Below are 21,286 nucleotides of genomic sequence, written 5' to 3' on the forward strand. Positions count from 1 at the left end.
AATCTAAATGCTCATGAATTTATACTACAAGAGGTCCCAATTGCTTAGAGGCTTTTTGGCTTCGTGCATTCTACTGAGTGCATTCTTACTTCAGGGACAAACCTACAATCAGGTCGAGTTCACTTCTGGACTCACAGCTGATGTGATTGCCAATGGAGTTGGAGCACCTTCATCTTCAACAAACAATGACATAGACGGTGGTGATTACGTCTACATTTCGGAGGACTACCAGCTTGATGCCGGTGATGCGCCTCTCGGATTTGGACTTCCATCAGATGGAATTATCGTGAGCCCTACAGAAGATGGAATGGATTTTCAAATGTCTCCATTCGCGACCCCCTACACGGGCAACAACTCTATGAGGCTTGAAGCCAGCGGTTCTACTGGAACATTGGAGTTTGCTGACCTTAACCCAGCGGTGAGTGTTCACTTTTTAGTGATGTCTGGTGGCGGGCCTGGTAGTATTACCGGAACGATCCACTTTCTGGACGGAAGCACTCAGTCAATTGCACTTACCAATGTGCCGGACTGGTACAATGGTACTTCTCTGCCTACAGCGATTGGTGGGATCGGCCGTGTAAATCTTGCTAGCGAGGATGTTGATAATCCCGCAGGAAATCCTCGAGTTTATGAATTGACTGTGGACATAAATGAAGAAAATTACGATAAAACTATTACCAGCGTAGACTTTGTGAAAGGAGCTGCCGGAGGTGGCGTTGTAAATGTTTTTGCAATGAGCTACAAGGAGACTCCTTCTTGCTTTCCTCCCTCAGATTTGACTGTTGACAATATTACCACTAGCTCTGTTGATTTGAGCTGGACACCAGATGGTGCCCATGTGAGCTGGGAATATATGGTGCAGCCTGCAGGTAACGGAGTTCCTACCATGCCTGGAAATGGTACTGCTGATAATCCAGTTGAAGTAGGTGGACTGAGTCCGGACACTAATTATGAAGTGTACATTCGCGGAAACTGCAACACAGATGGCTACAGCCAATGGATTGGCCCGGTTAATTTCACAACACCTGTAGAGATCGAATGCGATCAAGGTGAATATGATTTCAACTACTGCTATGGCAACAACGAGAATGTTTCGTTTAGCTACATGTCCGAAAATTCAGCTCCATTGACCGTTGAATTTAACTCAGGATCTTTTCAGAATAATTTCTTTGGCGGAGGAACTGCTGACGACTTCATTATTTATGATGGAATTGATGAGAGCGGAATGGTTCTTTTCAATAGTGATAATAACGGTAACAATGTTGAAGGTCTTGAATTTGAACTAACTTCAGGTAGCCTTTACATGACAATTACTTCAAATGGCTTTACCTCTTGCTCAAGCGGAGCTCAAAATGCTTTGGAGTACACAGTTTATTGTTCAGAGTCGACAGCAGCATGCGTTCGTGTGGATGATGTAATTGTTTCTGATGTTGCTGCACTTTCTGCTCAAATTGGGTGGACGGCAGTAGAAGGACAAACAGACTGGGAAGTTGCAGTTCAGCCTGCCGGAACAGGTGAGCCAACTGAAGCTGGGACGCCAACTATGAACAATCCTTTCACACCATCGGATCTAGATCCTGAAACGGAGTATGAAGTTTACGTTAGAGCGAATTGTGGTGCCGATGGAACGAGTATTTGGGAAGGGCCAGTCGAGTTTACAACGACCATTGCATGCCCAGCCCCAACTAATTTGAGCGTGTCGGATGTAACTCCTACAAGTGCTCAATTGCATTGGGAAGGTACACCCGACCAAACCGAATGGGAAGTAGCTGTTCAAACGCAAGGATCAGGCGTACCTACCGAGGCAGACGTAACTCTTCCGGCAGAATCTTTTGTTACTGGAATAGATCCGGGCGTTACATATGAGTTTTACGTTCGCGGAAACTGTGGAGTAGACCTCGGGATGAGTGACTGGGCCGGACCATTTGTTTTTGGTGGCTACGCAGCTATGGAAATTACAGCAGGTCTTTCAGACGATGTTATCGCCAATGGAGTTGGTGACCCAAATACTACTACAACAAACGATCTTGACGGTGTCAACTATGTATACATGTCAGAAGATTATCAGGAACAAGCTGGTGACCCATTGCAAGGCTTTGGATTGCCAGCCAACGGTGTTCTGAATAGTCCGAACACGCCAGGTCTGATTTTCCACATGTCTCCGGAAGCTACTCCTTATGAAGGAAACAATTCTTTGAGAATTGAGACAACCGGAAACAGTGGACTTTTGGAGTTCAACAACAATCAACCCGCTCAAGCTGTATTCTTAGCTGGAGTTTCAGGTAGCGGTTCGGCCAACCTAAACGGGACGATCAACTTTGCAGATGGTTCTTCACAGCCGATTCCTTCTACCTTGGTTCCGGATTGGTATTTCCAAAATTCTCAGCCGATCATCATTCAGGGAATGGGAAGGGTGAATCTCAACAATAATAATGTTGAAAGTGACCCCAACAACCCAAGAGTTTATCAACTGGAGATTCCGATAAACCCGGAGAATCAGACGAAGATAATTGAGAGTATGGAGATCGTAAAAGAGTCTGGAAGCGGAGTGATGAACATCTTCGCGGCTAGTCTTTGCTTTACGCCAACATGCATCATTCCTGGCGAACCAGTAGTTTCTGATGTAGCGCCTTTTTCAGCTACGATCGACTGGACAGCTCCCGAAGGACAGGACGCCTGGGAAATTGCAATTGTTGAGTCTGGAGCAGAAATTCCCGCTTCAGGAACAGCTGTAACAGAAACAACTTATCCAGCAGCTGACCTTATGGACAACACTACATATGATGTTTACATCCGTACTTCTTGCGGAGCTGTATTCAGCGATTGGGTTGGGCCAGTAGAGTTTACTACTCCAGTTGCATGTGAATTACCTACAGGTCTTTCAGCAACAAACATTCAGTCGACCAGTGCCGACCTCTCATGGACAGGTGCAGAAGGCCAAACCGAATGGGAAGTAGTTGTGCAGCTCGAAGGTACTGGCGAGCCGACTGAAGCAGGAGAGCCTGCCGCTACAGAATCTTTCGATGCAGATGGATTGTCTAGTGGATCAATCTATGAATTCTATGTTCGCGGATATTGCGGAGAAGTATTCGGCTGGAGCGACTGGGCAGGACCTTACACTTTCGGTGGATATACCACTTTGGAAGTAACATCTGGTTTTTCTGCTGATGTCATTGCCAATGGAGTTGGAACTCCTGACATGACTACAACAAATGACCTTGATGGAGCGAGCTACGCATACCTCTCTGAAGATTATCAAGAGGAAGAAGGAGATGCACTGCTCGGATTTGGACTTCCTGTGAGTGGTGTGCTGACTAGCCCGAATGTTCCCGGATTGACCTATCAAATGTCGCCATTTGCCGATCCTTACGAAGGGGATAACTCTTTGAGAATCGACACAATTGGCAATGGTGGAACACTTGAAATTGCCGATGCAACTCCGGCACAGACTATTTATCTCGCAGCTGTATCGGGTAGTGGTGAATCTTTCATTACAGGATCAATCAATTTTGATGATGGAACCTCTCAAGCCATCGCATCTTCTTTGATCCCCGACTGGTATGGGTCTAATGCACTGCCGGTGATCATTTCTGAAATTGGTCGGATTAGCCTGGCAGATTATGGGACTCAAGATCCGTTTAACAACCCTCGGATTTATCAGCTTACAATAGATCTCGATCCTGAGAATCAGGCAAAAATCATTGAGAGCATTGATATCACAAAGGATTCTGGAAGCGGAGTGGCAAATATTTTTGCCGTGAGTATGCGTTTTGCCCCAACTTGTATCGCACCTGCCGACCTGGCTGTGACAGACATCGATCCAACTTCTGCAAATGTTTCTTGGTCTGCCCTTGACGGACAGACTGATTGGGAAGTAGCCATTGTTCCATCAGGCGATGAAATCCCTGAAAATGGAACGGCAGTTTCCGAGACGCAATACGAGGCAATGGACTTGGATCCGGGCACCGACTATGACGTTTATGTTAGAAGCGATTGTGGTGATGAGTACAGCGAGTGGGTGGGCCCAGTTTCATTCAGCACGCCAATCGGAATTGATTGTAATTCAGGAATGAACAACTTTACCTTCTGCTATGAGAATAATCAGTTTACTTCATTCCTCTATAGCTCACTTGACGGCAGTTCACTTGCAATCATGTTCAATGCCGGAACCCTGGAAGATTCGTTTAACGGCACGTATGACGACCTTATCATTTATGACGGAATGGATGATAGTGGTGAAGTCCTTTTCAATAGCGATGAAGATGGATTCGAAATGGCAGGATTGCTGTTCGTAGCCGAATCGGGCAGCATTTACATGACAGTTCAGGGCGATGTTTCAAACTCTTGCGGTTCTGGAAGTGAAGAAGCGTTAGACTATGATGTTTTCTGTACGTCTGCAGACGTGTGTATCGCTCCTTCAGATCTACAGTTAGTTTCTCTTTCAGCTACAACTGCTGAGATAGCGTGGACGTCATTTGGTGGTTCAACTGACTGGGAAATTGTTGTACAGCCAGCTGGCACCGGTGAGCCAACAGAAGCGGGAACAGCCACAATGGACAACCCTTACACAGCCACAGACCTAGATCCAGACACTGACTACGAAGTGTACGTGAGAATGGATTGTGGGGAAGGTGAACTAACCAGTTGGTCAGGACCACTGAACTTCACAACGCCAATCGAAATCGTTTGTGCGGATGGTGTTCAGAACTTTACGCACTGTTATGAAAATAACGAGACGTCAAGTTTCAGTTACTCGTCATCAACAGGTGAATCGCTGACAATTAGCTTCAATGCCGGTACAATGGAATTCAACGATTTCGCTGGTAACACCTACGATGATCTCATTATTTACGATGGCGTTGATGAGTCAGGTGCCGTACTCTTCAACAGTGATGTGGACGGTGGTGAACTGTCAGGGTTGACTTTCGAAGCAACTTCTGGAAACATCTATATGACGATAAACTCAGACGGTTCTTTCTCTTGTGGATCTGGTAATGAAGAGTCGCTGGACTACGACATCTATTGCTCATCTTACGTTTCTTGTGAAGCTCCTATAGAATTGATGGTGGCAGAAATCACTGAAACTTCAGCTGAGCTTAGCTGGACCGCGGGTATCGGTCAAACTGATTGGGAAATAGTTGTGCAAGCAGCAGGAACTGGTGTTCCAACTGGGGCCGGTACAGCAACAACTGATAATCCTTATACGGTGATGGATTTGGATCCTTCAACAGATTACGAATTCTACGTAAGAGTGAATTGTGGTGAGGAGACCTTCAGCGAATGGTCAGAGCCACAAACATTCTCAACATTGACTCCACCTTGTGAAGATCCAACAGAACTTACCGTTTCTGACATCAACCCAACTTCGGCCCAATTGAGTTGGACTGCTGCAGACGGTCAAACTGACTGGGAAATTGTAGTTCAGCCATCAGGTTCTGGTGAACCTACAGGCGCTGGTATTGCCACTCAAGACAACCCTTACACTGTAATGGATCTTGATCCTGAAACGGAGTACGAGTTTTATGTGAGGGCAGATTGTGGTGATGACAACTTTAGTGACTGGTCAGGTCCAGAACTCTTTATCACCGGAGTGCTGATTTGCGAAGATCCAACAGATCTTTCAGCTACTGACATCACAGCAACTTCAGCGGTGTTGAGCTGGACCGCTGGTGAAGGACAAACCGACTGGGAAGTTGTTGTTCAACCTGCCGGATCGGGTGAACCAACTGGAGCTGGCACAGCAACTCAGGACAACCCATACACTGCAATGGATCTCGATGCTGAAACAGATTATGAGTTCTATGTGAGAGCAGATTGTGGTGACGGAAATTATAGTGAGTGGGTAGGTCCACAAACGTTTATGACGCTCGTAGGAGTTGGAGAATACGAGCTCTCTGGAGTGTCGGTATTCCCGAATCCATTTAGCAACTCAATCACTATTGACTCAGAGCAAAAACTCGACAACATCAGAGTGATGAACGTTGCCGGTCAGGTAGTTTATGAAACAGCTGGTGACTCTCGAGTAATCGATCTATCAAAGCTTGAATCAGGTGTCTATTTCCTTGAAGTAAAAGCTGATTCGATGATTAACCGTATGCGAATAGTTAAAGATTAGGTTTAAGGCAATTTGCATACTTATCCAGGGCCACGTAGCAAAAGCTGCGTGGCCTTTTTTTTGTTTTTGTAAAATTGAAAAGTCTACTGAATTAAGGTTGTACTCAAGTTCTTCTGATCACTCATAAGCAGCTGTGGAAAGGTTATGAATCTGTTAATATTGAATAATCAAGAAATCCTTAATTTGCCTTTTATTCTGCAGATTTAAAGTAGCTGGTTGATATTGAGCCAATCCCACCTGGTGGGAGTATCTTCTTTGCACTTTTATATTTTTGCTGACTAACATTTGGATGGGTTACGTGTTGGACGAAGAGGGTAGAAAAATGTTAGAATTGCAGCTGATGCAGCCCACATTTTCTGAACTAAAAAATTCTTTAGATGAGTAGACGACCGATTGACCGGTTGATAAAGCCGATAAGGCTTTTGATGAAAAGCAGTTATTCTATTGGTGTCATCCTTTTTTCCTGTGCGGTGCTGGCACTTATTGTTGCCAACTCTCCCTGGAGCCACTACTACTTTGAGCTTTGGGAAACACACGTAGTGTTGGGTCCTGAGGGGCACGGTATCAACAAAACTCTGCATGAGTGGATCAACGATGGCTTGATGTCGGTGTTCTTTTTCCTCATCGGGCTTGAGATAAAGCGCGAGGTGATGGTCGGAAAGCTGTCTACTTTTCGCCAGGCTGTGCTTCCCATGGGAGCAGCACTTGGCGGGATGATCATTCCGGCCGGACTTTACTTCGTTTTTAATAGTGAGCCGCCAAATGCCGATGGTTGGGGAATCCCTATGGCTACAGATATCGCATTTTCTTTAGGGCTTCTAGCGGTTGTTAGGTCGAGAGTTCCTCTAGCCGCAAAAGTGTTTCTAACTGCTCTGGCCATCGTGGATGACCTTGGTGCAGTACTCGTAATTTCGATTTTCTATACCTCGGACTTTTCCCTGCTAAACCTGACTTTAGGACTCGGTTTTCTAACACTGATGCTTATCGGTAACGCACTGAGAATTAGAAGTGCCTGGTTTTACGGATTGCTCGGTGGAGTAGGAGTGTGGGTGGCCTTTCTCTTTTCTGGAGTTCACGCCACCATCGCGGGTGTTTTGGCTGCGTTTACCATTCCCGCTCGTCCGATGCTCAACCGGGAAGAATATCTCGAAAAGCTCAACTATCTGCGCTTTAAACTCGAGCAAAGTAAGGCTGTGAAAGGCCCAATGCACTCGCCAAATCAGGTGAGCCTTATCGAACAGGTGAAGAGGGTGAGCGACCAGGCACAGACTCCACTTCAGATGCTGGAGTATACCATGCACGATCTGGTCTACTTTTTAATTCTGCCCATCTTCGCCTTTAGTAATGCCGGAATCGAAATTTCCGGTAATGTGGGCGAGCTCATTCTGAATCCAATTTGTCTGGGTGTATTCTTCGGTCTGCTGATCGGTAAACCAGTCGGGATCGTGTTTTTCACGAAGATTCTCAGTTGGCTGGGTGTTGGTCAGCTTGCCCCTGGAGTGAAATGGCGCCATATCTACGGATTAGGATTTCTTGCCGGTATCGGTTTCACGATGTCGCTGTTCATCGCCAACCTTGCGTTTGTAGGTAATCCAGTTAAAATTGATGCCGCCAAAATCGGGATCTTGCTTTCTGCTATCGTGGCCAGTATCATCGGCCTGGGAATTTTGTTCTCTGACAAAACCATGGCTAAGGAAGAAGGTGAGGAAGAGGAAGAAAGAGATGTGGACGACATGTCCGATGAGGAGTTAAAAAGCTCTGGCGCTCACTGATCACTGTTTTGCAAGACGGGCAGAGAAAATGAGAAGCTCGTGCCCTTGTTGAGCTCACTCTTCACATGAAATTCGGACTCGTGGAGCTCCAGAATGTTTTTGACAATGGCCAGTCCAAGGCCGGCTCCCTGTTTTTTCTCAGTTCCCTGATGAAATCGGTTAAAAATATGTGGCAGGTCTTCTTTGGCAATCCCTTTTCCGGTGTCGCTCACTGTGATCCAAACAAGTTCGCCTTGATGTTTGGCACTGACTTCAATCTGGTCGCCTTCTTCACAAAATTTGATTGAGTTGCTAATCAGGTTTTGAAAAACTCGATCGATCAAAGCAATGTCGGCTTTCACCTGTGGTAGGTCTACTGGGATTTTTGCCTCAAGTCTAAGTTTCTTTTCGCCAGCTGTGATTTTGAAATTATTCAGAATGTCATGAATCAGCTCACCAACATTCAGAGGCTCGGCTTCAAGTTTTCTTTCCTGAGCTTCCAGTTTTGAAAGTTCAAAAAGCTCCTCTACCAGATTCTTGAGCTTCTCTGTGTTGTTCAACGAAGTGCGCAAATATTTTGTGAATCGCTCGCTGTCAAGGTCGTCTTTCTTGAGAAGCAACGTTTCGATGTAGCCGTGAATAGAAGCCAGGGGCGTTCTAAGGTCGTGAGAGACATTTGCGATCAGCTCGCGCCTCAATGCTTCTACTTCATCTCTCTGTTCAGAAATCTTTCGTTGTTTGACGAACAAGCTCCTCACATTTACGATCATTACGATAGAAATGAGAATAATCACAATGAGCGAGATCCCGATATTCCACCAGATTTGATCTCTCGATCGGGCGATGTAGTTGTCGAATCGCTCGTCAACTTGCAGAGCTCCGGTGATTTTTCCGTCCTCAGTTTTTAGTGGAACAAATGCCGAGAGCCAAACGCCATTTTCATCTTCATAGGGCGGGAGCACCCCACCAGTTTCGTACTGTTCGAGAAGTCGGTCAGGGAAATTTCTGTACTCGTGTTTCCAGTAGGGGTATTCCGCAGAAGTAACGGCCAGGCAAAATTTGTGTCTCGAGCTATCGTAGATCATGGTGTAAATTGGCGATTCCAACTCGTTAACCTCTTGAGCCTTTTTGAGCTTCTTGTGCATGGCGAAGTAGAGGCTGTCCGATGTGGTGGACTCCAAATCATCTTTTTTCTCATATCTATTGAGAAGTGTGAGGTGATCCTTAGCATCAATTTGCATGGCCAGCGTTGATGCAATGCCCTTGAGCTTGGTGAGCTCTTTTTCTTCGAAAATGGAGATCTGCGTGTAGTAATTATTGACAGTAATGAAAGTGGCGATCACAATGACTGCGATGAGCGTGAAGGCCATCACCCTGCGATAAGAATCTGTCAATTTCCACCTAATTCTGGACATGGGTCTAAATATCTGCAAATCTATAACCTACGCCCCATGTGGTAAGCACATATTCTGGTTTGTTTGGATCTTTTTCAACCTTGGAGCGAAGTCGGTTGATGTGTGAGTTCACGGTGTGCTCGTAACCTTCAAAATCGTAGCTCCAGACCAGGTTTAGCAAGTCCTTTCTGTCGTAAGTCACTCCGGGGTTGGATGCTAGCAGATAGAGCAGGTCAAACTCTTTGGGGGTGAGTTCGAGTCGTTCATTTCTAAGAATCACTTTTCTCTTTGCCTTGTCGATCTCCAGGTCTTTGAACTTTATGATCTCCGCCTTTTCTTCTGGTGTTTTGTCAATTTCTACCCTACGCAAAATCGCCTTAACTCGCGCCACGAGTTCGCGAATACTAAAAGGCTTGGTCATGTAATCATCGGCTCCTGTTTCAAGACCCAACACTTTGTCGATTTCCTCGCTGCGAGCTGTCAACATGAGAATAGGACTCTGAACGTCTTCTTTGCGCAAACCTTTGCAGATATCAATTCCGTTTTTTTCCGGGAGGTTGATATCCAGAATCATGAGATCAAACGGATTGTTGAGCGCATATTCATAGCCCTCTTGTCCGCTGCGGAAAGCTTTCACAGAACAATCTAAATCTTCGAGGTGCAACTGCACCAATTCAGAAATGTCCTTTTCATCCTCTATGATCACCACCTTTTTCATACTACGAGTTTAAGAATTTCAAAAGTTTACAATTAGAATTCCAAGATTTATCTACAAAGATCACAGTCAGAAAGTGAATATTTATCACAAGGATGTGACGATTTTAAATTGAATTATGGCTACTTGCCGATAAGTCAATGGATTGGCGTTGTGAGATTCTCGTGATAATTTACTCTCTACTAAGCTTTACTTTTGATAGATGAAACCTGCCTCTACTGCGATTAATGAAATTAAGCGGAGTAGCTTTAAAAGTTAGGTTAAGTTTAGTTGTTAGTGAAATCCCTGTCGGAATCCGATGGGGATTTTTTTTACTCAATAATTTGAAAATCCTGCGTTCTGATAAATCGAAATGCGTCCTTAATCAAAAATTGCCGCTGGTGTAAACAATTGCCACAGCTCAACGAAAATAACGATCATTGCAGTGAAATAATTTAAAATATGAGAATATTGACTTTTGCGAAAGCACTGTGCATTGCCGCAGTTTTGGCTTTGCCTTTTTCAGGAACTGCCCAAACCGTAATCAATTTCGAATCAGCTCCGGATGACTGGTTCCACAGGGATATTGACAACGACAAAATTCCCGGTGTTTCTACGATGCGTGCCTACGAACTCGTGAGAGATCGTCAGCCGAAGAAAAAAATAGTTGTTGCAGTTATCGACAGTGGAGTGGACATCGCTCATGAAGATCTTCGCGAGGTGATCTGGACCAACGAGGATGAGATAACTGGGAACGGAATTGATGATGACGGAAATGGCTACGTAGACGATATCCATGGATGGAGTTTTATTGGCGGACCCACGGGGGATGTGCATTACGATAATCTCGAGTTTACCAGGGTTTACAAAGGCCTGATGGACAAGTACGAAGGGAAGGCAAGAGAGGAAATCTCTAAGGAGAACAAAGAGGAATATGAAAAATTCCTCAGCATGAAAAAGCAATACAGAAAACGAGTAGAAGAAGCCGAAGCAAATCTTCAAGAGATGGCTCAGGTAGTTTCAGTCTTCGAAATGGCAGACAAAACTTTTGCTCAGGAGCTTGGGGAAGATTACACCACCGATGAACTGGCAGAGTACGAACCGGAAGATCCAAGAATGAAAGACCTCAAGCAGTTCATTCTACACATCAAAGAAAATGGCCTCGAAGAGCAGCTGACTGCAGGCTACGAACACTATCAGCAAACGCTCGATTATAGCTACGATCTGGAGTTTGATCCTCGCGATATAGTTGGTGATAACTACGAAGATAAAAGTGAAAAGTACTACGGAAATAATCACATTACTGGCCCTGCTGCAGAACACGGAACGCACGTAGCAGGAATTATTGCAGCTGAACGCAACAATGGCGTGGGAATGGACGGCATTGCCAATAACGTAGAAATCATGGTTTTGAGAGCTGTGCCGATGGGAGATGAGCGCGATAAGGACATCGCAAACTCAATCTACTATGCAGTTGACAACGGAGCCAACATCATCAATATGAGTTTCGGAAAGAGTTACTCTCCTTACAAGGAAGTTGTGGATGAAGCCGTGCAGTATGCCGAAGAAAAAGGTGTTTTGCTCATCCACGCTGCCGGAAACTCCAGCAAGGACAACGATAATTCAGATAATTTTCCTAACCCTGAATTTCGCGATTCAAAGGATATGGCCGATAACTGGATCGAAGTGGGAGCCTCTACTTTTCAGGACAACGAAAGTCTGGTTGCCAGTTTTTCCAACTACGGAAGGAAGTCTGTAGATCTTTTTGCTCCGGGGATGGACATTTACAGCACGGTGCCTGGAAGTGAATACAAAAACAACAGCGGTACAAGCATGGCCGCTCCTGTCGTAGCTGGAGTAGCTGCACTTGTTTGGTCTTATTTTCCCGAACTCACGTCTGACGAACTCAGGGAAGTAATCATCGACTCTTGTGTTGATTACAGAAGGTTGAAGGTTACTAAACCTGGAAGTCAACAGCAGATGGCCAGCTCTGAGGATGGTGAGAAACCGAAAGTCGAGACAATTAAATTTAAGAAGCTGAGCAAAACCGGAGGTGTAGTTAATGCTTACCACGCCATGAAGAAGGCTCAGAAAGTTGCCCAAAAGAAATAGAAACTGAATCTAATTCGGTTGAAAGCATTTAGAGCTGCTCTTGTTTCAGGAGTGGCTCTTCTTTTTTGTCATTTCTTTTGTAAGGTCTGATAATAAGTCTGATGTCCCTTGCAAATCGGAAGTAGTTGTACATCCAGTTGAAGAGGACAAGCATTTTGTTTCTGAATCCTACCAAAGCAATCAGGTGGATAAACATCCAAACGAACCAGGCAAAAGCTCCCTGGAATTTCCAATTTGGAAGATCCACGACAGCTTTGTTACGACCAATTGTAGCCATGGATCCCGGGTCGGAATATTCAAATTCAATGGGTTCTTTTCCCTTTAGAGAAAGCAAAATATTTTTTCCAAGTCTTTTTCCCTGCTGAATCGCCACTTGTGCGAGTTGTGGATGTCCTTCTGGAAATTTTTCAGTTTTCATAAAGGCGAGGTCACCAATGCAGTAAATATTTTCTGAACCTTTTACCCTGCTGTACCGATCCACCTCTACGCGGTTTCCTTTGACAATGGAGTCAGCAGGAATACCCTGAACGGTGCTGCCTTTCACTCCAGCAGCCCAAATCAGGGTTTGCGATAAAAAGGGCTTTCCCTGGTTTGCGGTTGCCCGTTTTCCATCGTAGTCGGTGATCATGGTGTTGAGCCAAATATTCACACCGAGGTCTTTGAGGTATTTTTTTGCTTTTGCAGAAGCTTCCTCACTCATTGGAGGAAGTAATTGACCAGCTCCCTCCACGAGGTTGATTTTCATTTGACGCAAATCGAGGTCTGGATAATCTTTTGGAAGAACGTGCTTTTTGAGCTCGGCCAGTGCTCCGGCTAGCTCCACGCCTGTCGGACCTCCGCCAACGATCACGATGTTCATCAGCGATTCGCGCTCCTTCAAGTCTTCAGTCAACAGAGCAGCCTCAAAATTTTGTAGAATCAAGCTACGAATGTTGAGCGCTTCGGGCACGCTTTTCATCGGCATGCTTTCCTCCTCGATTTGCTTTTGACCAAAGAAGTTAGTGATAGAACCTGTGCACAGAACCAGATAGTCGTAATCGAGTACTCCGATGTTAGTCACCACCTGATTTTCTTTTGGTTTCACACCCAGCACTTCAGCCATGCGAAAGGTGAAGTTGCGGTGATTTTTGAAAATGTTGCGGTGAGGATAGGCAATTGAGTCGGGTTCCAGCCCTGCAGTTGCCACCTGGTAGAGCAAAGGTTGAAAAGTGTGGTAGTTGTTTTTGTCGAACATCACTACCTGAACGTCTTTTCCTTTAAACTGCTTGGCAAGGTTGAGACCGGCAAACCCTCCGCCAACAATTACTACTCTGGGAATCTCTAAATCGGGAATATTCACTCTGACTTGCGTTTTGATTCTACTCTTCAACAAATCTAATCCTAAAATGATTAAAGGTATTTTTAGTCGACCGATAAACTGCCGTGAATAATTTCAATTCTGATCACAAAGCTTTGCGCAAAACCTATCTTTGCATTCAATTATAAGGACGCGATGAAATTTAAGGTAGAAAAAGACAGTACACTGCTCGAGGTGATCATGGAAGAAGTAGGCTACACTTCCAAAACCAAAGGGCGAAAACTTATTAAGGCTGGAAGCGTGCACGTGGATGGAAACTCGGTTTCGATTCCTTCGGCTGAAGTGAAGAGTGGGCAAAATATTTCTATTGAAGATCGCATGCATCGTCCGGAAGTGAAAAAAGCTACAATTCCGTACAGCATTTTGCTGGATCACGACAAGTTTGTTGCTGTGGAAAAGCCCGCAGGAGTGGCTTCGATTTCTAAGAATAAGAAAATGAAATCAGCACTGGGAGAGATGATCCGCGGTTACAAATCAGAGCATCCAGATGCCGAAGACCTTTTTCTGATTAATAAGATCGATAAGCGGGAATCTGGCGTGCTGATTTTTGCAAAAGGACTGAGAGCTCGAAAAGACATTGAAGCACTTTGGTCGCAATCCAACTGTCGCTATTACGCACTGGTTGAGGGAGACGTTGAAAAAGAGGATGGACACCTGATATCTCACTTTGTCCGCAACAAGATTGGTCTGCTCAAACCCTCTGGCGATAAGGCAAAATCGCGCGAAGCAGAAATGAACTGGCGCAAAATGAAGCAGGGCTCAGGCTACACCCTCTTGAAGATCGATCCTGAAACGGATATCAAAAACCAATTGCGCGCGCAACTCAGCTTGATGGGGCATCCCGTGGTTGGTGACGATCGCTACGGCTCTACAATAAAAGGCTTCGGAAGAGTTGGGCTTCACTTGTTTTCAATTGACTTAAAAATCGATAAAGCAGAGCCAATCACAGTAAAAACCAGTGTCCCTCGTGAGTTTCTTAACATGATTAAGGAGCACAATAAAAAGCAAAAATAAACCTGCCCCATCCTTCGACAGAGCAGGCTTAATTATTAGGTAGGCACTGCAGCACTTATCTACTTCACCACTACAGTCAGGTATTTCGACACCGACCAGAATTTTTCGGCATCGAGAATTTCGATGTATTCGATTTGCTCTTCGCCAACCACGCGAAACGAATCGTTGGGGTGGTTGGTGATAATTTCGACTTTTTTGCTCATGATCGGAATGCGGTTCACTTCCTCAATGTCGATTTCGGTGAAGTATTTTTTATTGAATTCCGGTGTGAGACTTTTCACTGCACCAATTCCCAATATTCCGCCTCTCTTTTCCACGACCGCTTTTTCTTTCAGCTCTTCAAAAGTTCCAAATGCAAACCAGGCCTTGTCCAGTTCATCTTCTTTTTGTTCCACTGTTCTCACTAATTCTTCGGCCTGGGCACGCTGTGCTTCCAGAGCTATCTGGCTGTCGGTGAGTTTTGATTGAAGCTGATCGACTTCTTCAAACTGATCCTCCAGGTGATTTCGCATAGTAGCGAGCTGTCGGTCGTAGGCTTTAAAGTCCGCCTCGTTTTTGCGAAGCTTCGATTCCATCACTGAAAGTTCGTAGCGACTTTGCTCGAGAAAATCTTCAATAAGAATCAGCTTTTGATCGATAGAAGATTTTGAGAACTCAGCATCGTTCGTTGAAACTGCCAGCGGCTTATTTCGCAGCCGGATTTGTTGCAATCGATGATCGAGTCGGTTTAGCACATCGCGGTAGTTTTCGATCTGCTTGTTTTTATCGATCGCTGCGTTGATCAAAGTTTTGTTTTGCTCTTTGAGGGTTTCTTCGCGACTCTTGTCATCAGAAGAGCAGGCTGTGGCAAAAAGTGCTACTAAGGCGAAAATGAAAATTGAGTTTTTCATGGCTCCAGGTGTTTTAAAAAATTCGACAAAGGAGAGCTAAGTCGGGGGAAGGTTGTTGGTAATAAAACACTACGTTCGGCTGATGTATTGCTACAGCCCGCTGCCAGAGGCCAATCTTTAGTTCTTTTTAACAGACCTAAAATGCAAACGGCCTCGCCAAACTGAATTGACGAGGCCGTTTAAATCTTTAAAGTTAGGTTGATAAACTGAGACGAACTCAGGTTAATAATTGTTCTGAAGCCAGTTGTTCAAAGCTCTTTTCTCATCTTCCATAAGCGTGAGGTATGCTTTTTTGACTTCTCTGTTGAAAAGTGATGGGTCGAAACTTACTTTACCCAAGATCTCTTTATAATACTCCAGCATAAATCTGAAATTTTTGAATTTTGATTAAACAAACACGTGGGTAAGTAATCTCCGAGAGTAAGATAGTGTTGGGAAGTATTACGCCAGGTTTTCAATTTCGGTTTCAATTATCTCTCACCTTATTGAAATTCTCCGATTGCTCAATGCCATCCATCACCTGCTCGAGGATTTCATCTGGTGTTGCATCATAATCAATATCAAGAGGTTCCTTAAACCAGGCGCTGAGTGTTGTTCCTTTCTTTTTGATGAACAGACCTTTTTTGTCGAACGCTCTTCTGAACCCATTGATAACAACCGGAACTACAGTTGGTCGATACTCTTTGATAATGTGCGCTGTGCCTTTTCTGCCGGAAACAAATGGAGTAGTTGTTCCCTGAGGAAAAGTGATTACCCAGCCTTCACCAAGCGCGCGACCGATGTTCGAAGTGTCTTTCTTGTCTACTTTTCTTTTAATGTTTTCTCCATCTTTTCGCCAGGTGCGTTTCACGGTGATGGCACCTCCGTATTTAAAAAGCCGCGGCAACAAGCCTTTATTCATAGTTTCTTCGGCCGCCACGAAGTAGACATTGTGACGCATTCTCCAGAGGAAACTGGGAACTTTGATTGTATCGATCCGACCGCCATAAACGCTGTAGATCACATTGCTGATGAGAATTACATCTGCAAAGTAGGTCTGATGGTTCGAGACCAGAAGTACATTTTGTTTGGGTAGATGGGCGAGAACAGAAGATCCCTGGATGTCCGTATTGTTTTTCCAGTTGAACATCGGGTAGGTGAAGAAGCCAACCATTTTGATCAGCAACTTCTTGAAAAAGATGATTTGTCCAAATACATTTCTCTTTAACACCTCTAGACGATTTGAGTGAGTCTGAATTTTGACGCTACAAATGAAAACAAAAAAAGCTCCCGGACGTTTCCGGGAGCCATTTCTTAACCAAATTACTAATAACCAAAACCAAAACTTACTGTATGAAGTTTCCACTCCTTACTCAACTACTGTGCCAGAAAAATAGAGTAGTGGTGATGTGTGTTACAGAGGTTGGCTAAATCCACAGCGCGAGCACTTTAGGAAGTGCTGCGGTTTGCTAACGGGAAATACGGGAATGAAAAAAAGTGTCAGCCAGTTTCTTCTCTGCACTTCCGTCAGGTTGGAGATAAGTTGGCAGCCCGGGCAGTATCTCATCCCTGAAGCTCCGTTTTGAACTTCGGTTTCCCGGTATTTGTTGCCAACGATAACGATCATAATCAACCAGTTTTGCAGGAGCAAAGTTAGCTGGTTTGTACGGTTCAGCCAGACAGATTTAAATTTTAACTTTGCGCCTCAATCACTAGAAAACAAAAAAATATAAAGGATGAAAGAAGTTTATATAGTTGGAGCAGTGCGTACTCCCATGGGTAGTTTCCTCGGAAGTCTCAGCGGAGTTCCAGCCACGCAACTCGGATCAACAGCAATCAAAGGAGCGCTTCAAAAATCTGGTGTTGACGCCAAAGAAGTGAACGAAGTATTCATGGGAAATGTGCTTCAGGCAAACCTTGGACAGGCGCCAGCTCGACAGGCAGCAATTTATGCAGGCATAGGTGAAAACGTTCCTTGTACTACTGTGAACAAGGTTTGCGCTTCGGGAATGAAAGCCATGTCTTTGGCAGCGCAATCGATCATGCTCGGTGACAACGATGTGGTTGTAGCCGGTGGGATGGAGAACATGAGTGCTGTCCCTCACTACTTTCAGGCCAGACAGGGCGCCAAGCTCGGTGATGTGAAAATGACTGACGGAATGTTGAAGGATGGATTGACAGACGTTTACAACAGTCAACACATGGGTAACTGCGCTGAGCTTTGCGCAAAAGAAAATAAAATCACTCGCGAAGAGCAGGATGAGTTTGCGATTGAATCTTATCGCAGATCTGCTGAAGCCTGGAAAAATGGAAACTTCAAGGATGAGGTTGTTCCAGTTGAGATTCCGCAGCGCAAAGGAGATCCGATAATGATGGAAGAAGATGAGGAGTACAAAAACGTGAAGCTCGACAAGATTCCTAACCTGCGTCCGGTATTCCAAAAAGACGGAACAGTGACTGCAGCCAATGCATCTACCATCAACGATGGAGCGAGCGCAGTGGTGCTGATGAGCAAAGAAAAAATGGAAGCCCTCGGATTGAAGCCGCTTGCTAAAATTGTTGGCTACGCAGATGCAGCTCAGGCACCTGAATGGTTCACCACTTCTCCGGCTAAAGCTTTGCCAAAGGCAATTGAGAAAGCTGGTTTGAAACATGAAGACATTGATTTCTGGGAGTTGAACGAAGCATTCGCTGTAGTTGGACTTGCCAACAACAAATTGCTGAAGCTCGATCCTGCAAAAGTGAATGTGAACGGTGGAGGTGTTTCACTGGGTCACCCACTTGGAAGCTCGGGTTCTAGAATCGTAGTTACGTTGCTAAACGTGCTGAAGCAAAAAGGTGCACGCTACGGTGCTGCCGGAATTTGCAACGGTGGCGGTGGAGCGAGTGCCATGGTTATAGAAAATATTGACTAAGTACATAGAGTAGTAAATAGTCTAATTGGAAAAGGCCGCCTGAGTAATCAGGCGGCCTTTTTTGATTTTCGTTAGCAAGTGACTGACTCTCGGTTTTTGATGTTGTGTCTTTGCCACGACCCGCGCCAGGGATTGACGCGGCATCCTTGCCTGGCTTAAGGCAAGATATAGCGGAAAGCCCGGCACCGCGATTTGTGAGCGGTGGGCGCCCACTTCATGATTGATTCAACGTTTGAATATAAATGAAGGGAGATCACTTAAAATAAAAAACCCCGCATCGGAATTCCGATGCGGGGTTTTGCATTAGGTTATTCTACAATAACTTACTTAGTGATGATTAATCTATTAGTAAGTACCTCTTTGCCTGTTGTAAGTCGGTAGATGTAGATTCCTGTTGGCAGGCCGCGAACGTCCATGTCAACTTTGTAATCTTCTCCACCTTCTACCTGTCCTTTGAAGAGCTCAGCTACTTTGTTTCCAGCCAGGTCGTAAACTTCGAGCAATGCTCTGTCGTCTTCGTTTAGGTTGAAAGTAACTGTAGACTTCTCAGTGGCAGGGTTAGGATAATTTGCCATTCCAGACTGACCCTGAGATGCGCCTTGAAGTGCAGACTCAGCATCGTTAGTGTCCTTACCTGGCACGTCATCAGCTTCGCTATCAAACGAGATGTTCTGAGAGATAGTAGTGATGTTTCCGCTGCAGTCGATAGCAGTCCACGTACGAACGATTTCGTATTGTGGGCAGCAATCCAACTCGAATGCGAAGTCACCAGCACCCTCTGCTTCTTGTTCAATTTGACCTTCTACAAGAACACCATCGTAGTAGAACCATCCACCGATTCCGTAAGCTTCAGAGCGGTTGTTTGCTCCGATTCCTTCCTGGAATGCGTAGTAAAGATTCGATGGAGCATGGCTCAGGTTGATGAATGAACCTGCATATCCACCAGTTCCGGTAAGCGATGCGTTGCTACCGTTCATGATGTAGTAAGTCCAGTCTTCGTAAAGCGGATCGTTATCAGTGTATCCGTTATCATCCTTGAAGTTAGTTGGGAATGGTTGGCTTGACCAGCTAGCCCAGTCCATACCGTTCTCAAACTCTACTTCAATAGTCCATCCGTTGTTCGGGTTAGCTGTAGAAACAACTTCACCAGTAAGGATGGCTGAACCGTCAGGGTAAGTTACCCAGCTCGCAGTTGTGTTTGGAGCGAGTACGTAGTAGTCCTGACCGTTAGCGAAGTCTTGCAACCACAGTGACCATGCAGGGCTTACGCCTTGTGGGTTTGTAGCGATGCAGTCGCTTACTGATCCTTCAGCAGGAGCATCTCCGATGAATTCCTCTGAGTACTCAACAGTTACATCGCTGTCGCAGTTGTCGATAGCTTCGAGCTCTTCTGGAGCTGGAACTTCAGCGTTGCAATCAAGTACGAGGTCTTCTGGTTGAGAAACGAATTCTGGAGCAGTTATGTCTTCAACAGTGATTGAGTAGCTAGCAGAGCTTGAGTTGAAGCAAGCGTCAGTAGCTGTGTAGCTCACGTTGATTACCATGTTTCCACATTCGTCCATCTCCAATGTATCAGCTACCATTTCTACAGAAGCATCACCGCAGTTGTCAGTGGCTGTGAGGTCGGCAAATGCCGGAACGTCACCAGCGCACTCTACTGTTACGTCCTCAGGTAGTGAGTCGAATACAGGTGCAGTGTTGTCGTATACGTAGTAAGATACAGAAGCTGTAGCGCTGTTTCCGCAAACATCTACCGCAGTGAAAGTACGCTCAATAACGTAGCTGTTAGCGCAGTCACCTTCGATGGTTTCGTCTTCGAAAGTAACTGTAGCAATTCCACAGTTGTCTTCAGCAGTAGCCATTTCAGATGGGAGCTCTTCATCACAAGAGATCTCATTGCCTTGTGGAACTGAAGTAAACACTGGAGCTTCCTCGTCAGAGATTACAATCGTTTGAGTTGCCTCAGAGCTATTTCCGCAGTCGTCAGTAGCAGTGAAGGTTCTCACGATTGAGTAGTTGTTCTCGCAGTCTCCAGGGATGATTTCCTCAGAAACTTCTACGCTGGCATTAGAACAAGAGTCGAATGCAACAGCATCTTCTAGTACGTACTCTTCGTCACAGCTGTAAGCTGCATCGGCTGGTACGTATTCGAACTCTGGAGCTTGTGTATCAACAATTGTTACTGTGAACGTTTGCTCTACTGTGTTTCCACAAGCATCAGTTGCAGTGAATACTTTACCACATGTAGCAACTACTGGGCACTCAAGGCCTTCAGTTACCAGGAATGGTTCGAAAGTCACGTCAACTTCTGAGCAGTTGTCTGTAGCATAAGGGAATGGAACTTCCATTTGATCGAGGTAGAAGAGGATCTGATCGAGACCAGTTAGCTCTCCACCAATGTTATCTCCTTGCTCTCCTTCAAACTCAGTTGGAAGATCTGAACATTCGATTGTCATGTCCTCAGGAACATCGTTTAGAACTGGAGCAACATCATCAGTAAGTGTGATCACCTGCTCTGCAGTTGCAGCGTTTCCGCAAGCATCTACTGCAGTGAACACACGAGTGATTACTCCGATACATCCAGCTTCAGCATCAAACGACTCTTCCATAGAAATCTCTACGTCTGAGCAGTTGTCAGTAGCTGAAAGTGATGTTTCCTGAACATCGTCACAAGCCATTTCGAGCTCAGCTTCGTAAGCATCAAATACTGGAGCAGTAGTGTCAACAATGTTGATCACCTGAACAGCAGTTGAAGCATTTCCGCATTCGTCAACAGCAGTGAACGTACGCGTGATTGTGCTCGCTTGTGGGCAGTCACCTTGTGCTACTACGTCTTCGAAAGTAACAGTAACCTCACCACAGTTGTCAGAAGCTTCAGCCATTACAGCAGGAACCTCTTCGCTGCACTCGATAGTTGCGTTTTCAGGCACGAAAGTGAACTCAGGAGCAGTCTCGTCAGAAACTGAGATTTCTTGAGAATCAACAGTGCTGTTACCGCAAGCATCAGTAGCAGTGAAAGTGCGAACGATAGTGAAGTTTTGCGCGCAGTCACCAGCGATGGTGTC

Annotated in this window: 13 protein-coding genes; 5 read left to right on the top strand and 8 right to left on the bottom strand. The window is 45.3% G+C overall.

Annotated elements, in window-relative coordinates; translation table 11 throughout:
- Positions 1-13 precede the first annotated feature (13 nt).
- A complete protein-coding gene (locus ABHV44_RS14990) occupies positions 14-6,115 on the top strand; it encodes a fibronectin type III domain-containing protein (RefSeq protein WP_459075528.1) in 6,102 nt (2,033 codons plus the stop codon).
- Between the two features lie 377 nt (positions 6,116-6,492).
- Positions 6,493-7,887 (top strand): Na+/H+ antiporter NhaA, encoded by a 1,395-nt coding sequence (gene nhaA / locus ABHV44_RS14995; RefSeq protein WP_459075529.1) that lies wholly within the window; start codon positions 6,493-6,495, stop codon positions 7,885-7,887.
- On the opposite strand, the gene ABHV44_RS15000 is transcribed toward nhaA, so the two are convergent.
- Both ABHV44_RS15000 and ABHV44_RS15005 read right to left on the bottom strand, forming a co-directional pair.
- On the bottom strand, positions 7,881-9,281 hold the full coding sequence (locus ABHV44_RS15000; protein ID WP_459075530.1) for a sensor histidine kinase: 1,401 nt from the start codon (positions 9,279-9,281) through the stop codon (positions 7,881-7,883). The two genes, nhaA and ABHV44_RS15000, sit on opposite strands and share 7 nt — an antisense overlap.
- 4 nt (positions 9,282-9,285) lie before the next feature.
- Positions 9,286-9,978 (bottom strand): response regulator transcription factor, encoded by a 693-nt coding sequence (locus ABHV44_RS15005; protein WP_459075531.1) that lies wholly within the window; start codon positions 9,976-9,978, stop codon positions 9,286-9,288.
- 438 nt (positions 9,979-10,416) lie between these two features.
- On the opposite strand from ABHV44_RS15005, the gene ABHV44_RS15010 reads away from it, so the two are divergent.
- A complete protein-coding gene (locus ABHV44_RS15010) occupies positions 10,417-12,066 on the top strand; it encodes a S8 family peptidase (RefSeq protein WP_459075532.1) in 1,650 nt (549 codons plus the stop codon).
- 28 nt (positions 12,067-12,094) lie between these two features.
- Here the strand turns inward: ABHV44_RS15010 and ABHV44_RS15015 are convergent, their stop codons facing one another.
- Entirely contained in the window at positions 12,095-13,405 is a 1,311-nt protein-coding gene (locus ABHV44_RS15015) for an NAD(P)/FAD-dependent oxidoreductase (RefSeq protein WP_459075533.1), read from the bottom strand.
- Between the two features lie 153 nt (positions 13,406-13,558).
- On the opposite strand from ABHV44_RS15015, the gene ABHV44_RS15020 reads away from it, so the two are divergent.
- Positions 13,559-14,437 (top strand): pseudouridine synthase, encoded by an 879-nt coding sequence (locus ABHV44_RS15020; RefSeq protein ID WP_459075534.1) that lies wholly within the window; start codon positions 13,559-13,561, stop codon positions 14,435-14,437.
- Positions 14,438-14,496: 59 nt separating this feature from the next.
- On the opposite strand, the gene ABHV44_RS15025 is transcribed toward ABHV44_RS15020, so the two are convergent.
- From ABHV44_RS15025 to ABHV44_RS15040, 4 genes are all read right to left on the bottom strand, one after another.
- Positions 14,497-15,327, bottom strand: a complete 831-nt coding sequence (locus tag ABHV44_RS15025) for a Cbp1 family collagen-binding glycoprotein adhesin (RefSeq protein ID WP_459075535.1) — start codon at positions 15,325-15,327, stop codon at positions 14,497-14,499.
- A 222-nt stretch (positions 15,328-15,549) separates the two neighbouring features.
- Positions 15,550-15,690, bottom strand: a complete 141-nt coding sequence (locus tag ABHV44_RS15030) for a hypothetical protein (RefSeq protein ID WP_459075536.1) — start codon at positions 15,688-15,690, stop codon at positions 15,550-15,552.
- Positions 15,691-15,793: 103 nt separating this feature from the next.
- Positions 15,794-16,537 carry a lysophospholipid acyltransferase family protein gene (locus ABHV44_RS15035; protein ID WP_459075537.1) on the bottom strand — a complete coding sequence of 248 codons (744 nt, stop codon included), beginning with the start codon at positions 16,535-16,537 and terminating at the stop codon, positions 15,794-15,796.
- A 183-nt stretch (positions 16,538-16,720) separates the two neighbouring features.
- The gene (locus tag ABHV44_RS15040; protein WP_459075538.1) at positions 16,721-16,933 is read right to left on the bottom strand and encodes a zinc ribbon domain-containing protein; all 213 of its coding nucleotides are present in this window, start codon (positions 16,931-16,933) and stop codon (positions 16,721-16,723) included.
- Between the two features lie 109 nt (positions 16,934-17,042).
- Here ABHV44_RS15040 and ABHV44_RS15045 point away from each other — a divergent pair, with 109 nt between their 5' ends.
- On the top strand, positions 17,043-18,221 hold the full coding sequence (locus ABHV44_RS15045) for an acetyl-CoA C-acyltransferase (protein WP_459075539.1): 1,179 nt from the start codon (positions 17,043-17,045) through the stop codon (positions 18,219-18,221).
- A 323-nt stretch (positions 18,222-18,544) separates the two neighbouring features.
- Here the strand turns inward: ABHV44_RS15045 and ABHV44_RS15050 are convergent.
- Positions 18,545-21,286, bottom strand: a 2,742-nt coding sequence (locus tag ABHV44_RS15050; RefSeq protein ID WP_459075540.1) for a T9SS type A sorting domain-containing protein, incomplete at its 5' end; no start/stop codon positions are given.

This window comes from Halocola ammonii, from assembly GCF_049334165.1.
Classification (GTDB): domain Bacteria; phylum Bacteroidota; class Bacteroidia; order Flavobacteriales_D; family Sanyastnellaceae; genus JBEGHD01.

Excerpts from the sequence above, each read along its gene's own strand:
- ABHV44_RS14990 (WP_459075528.1), top strand. The coding sequence starts at position 14 with ATGAATTTATACTACAAGAGGTCCCAATTGCTTAGAGGCTTTTTGGCT.
- nhaA (WP_459075529.1), top strand. The coding sequence starts at position 6,493 with ATGAGTAGACGACCGATTGACCGGTTGATAAAGCCGATAAGGCTTTTG.
- ABHV44_RS15000 (WP_459075530.1), bottom strand. The coding sequence starts at position 9,281 with ATGTCCAGAATTAGGTGGAAATTGACAGATTCTTATCGCAGGGTGATG.
- ABHV44_RS15005 (WP_459075531.1), bottom strand. The coding sequence starts at position 9,978 with ATGAAAAAGGTGGTGATCATAGAGGATGAAAAGGACATTTCTGAATTG.
- ABHV44_RS15010 (WP_459075532.1), top strand. The coding sequence starts at position 10,417 with ATGAGAATATTGACTTTTGCGAAAGCACTGTGCATTGCCGCAGTTTTG.
- ABHV44_RS15020 (WP_459075534.1), top strand. The coding sequence starts at position 13,559 with ATGAAATTTAAGGTAGAAAAAGACAGTACACTGCTCGAGGTGATCATG.
- ABHV44_RS15025 (WP_459075535.1), bottom strand. The coding sequence starts at position 15,327 with ATGAAAAACTCAATTTTCATTTTCGCCTTAGTAGCACTTTTTGCCACA.
- ABHV44_RS15030 (WP_459075536.1), bottom strand. The coding sequence starts at position 15,690 with ATGCTGGAGTATTATAAAGAGATCTTGGGTAAAGTAAGTTTCGACCCA.
- ABHV44_RS15040 (WP_459075538.1), bottom strand. The coding sequence starts at position 16,933 with ATGATCGTTATCGTTGGCAACAAATACCGGGAAACCGAAGTTCAAAAC.
- ABHV44_RS15045 (WP_459075539.1), top strand. The coding sequence starts at position 17,043 with ATGAAAGAAGTTTATATAGTTGGAGCAGTGCGTACTCCCATGGGTAGT.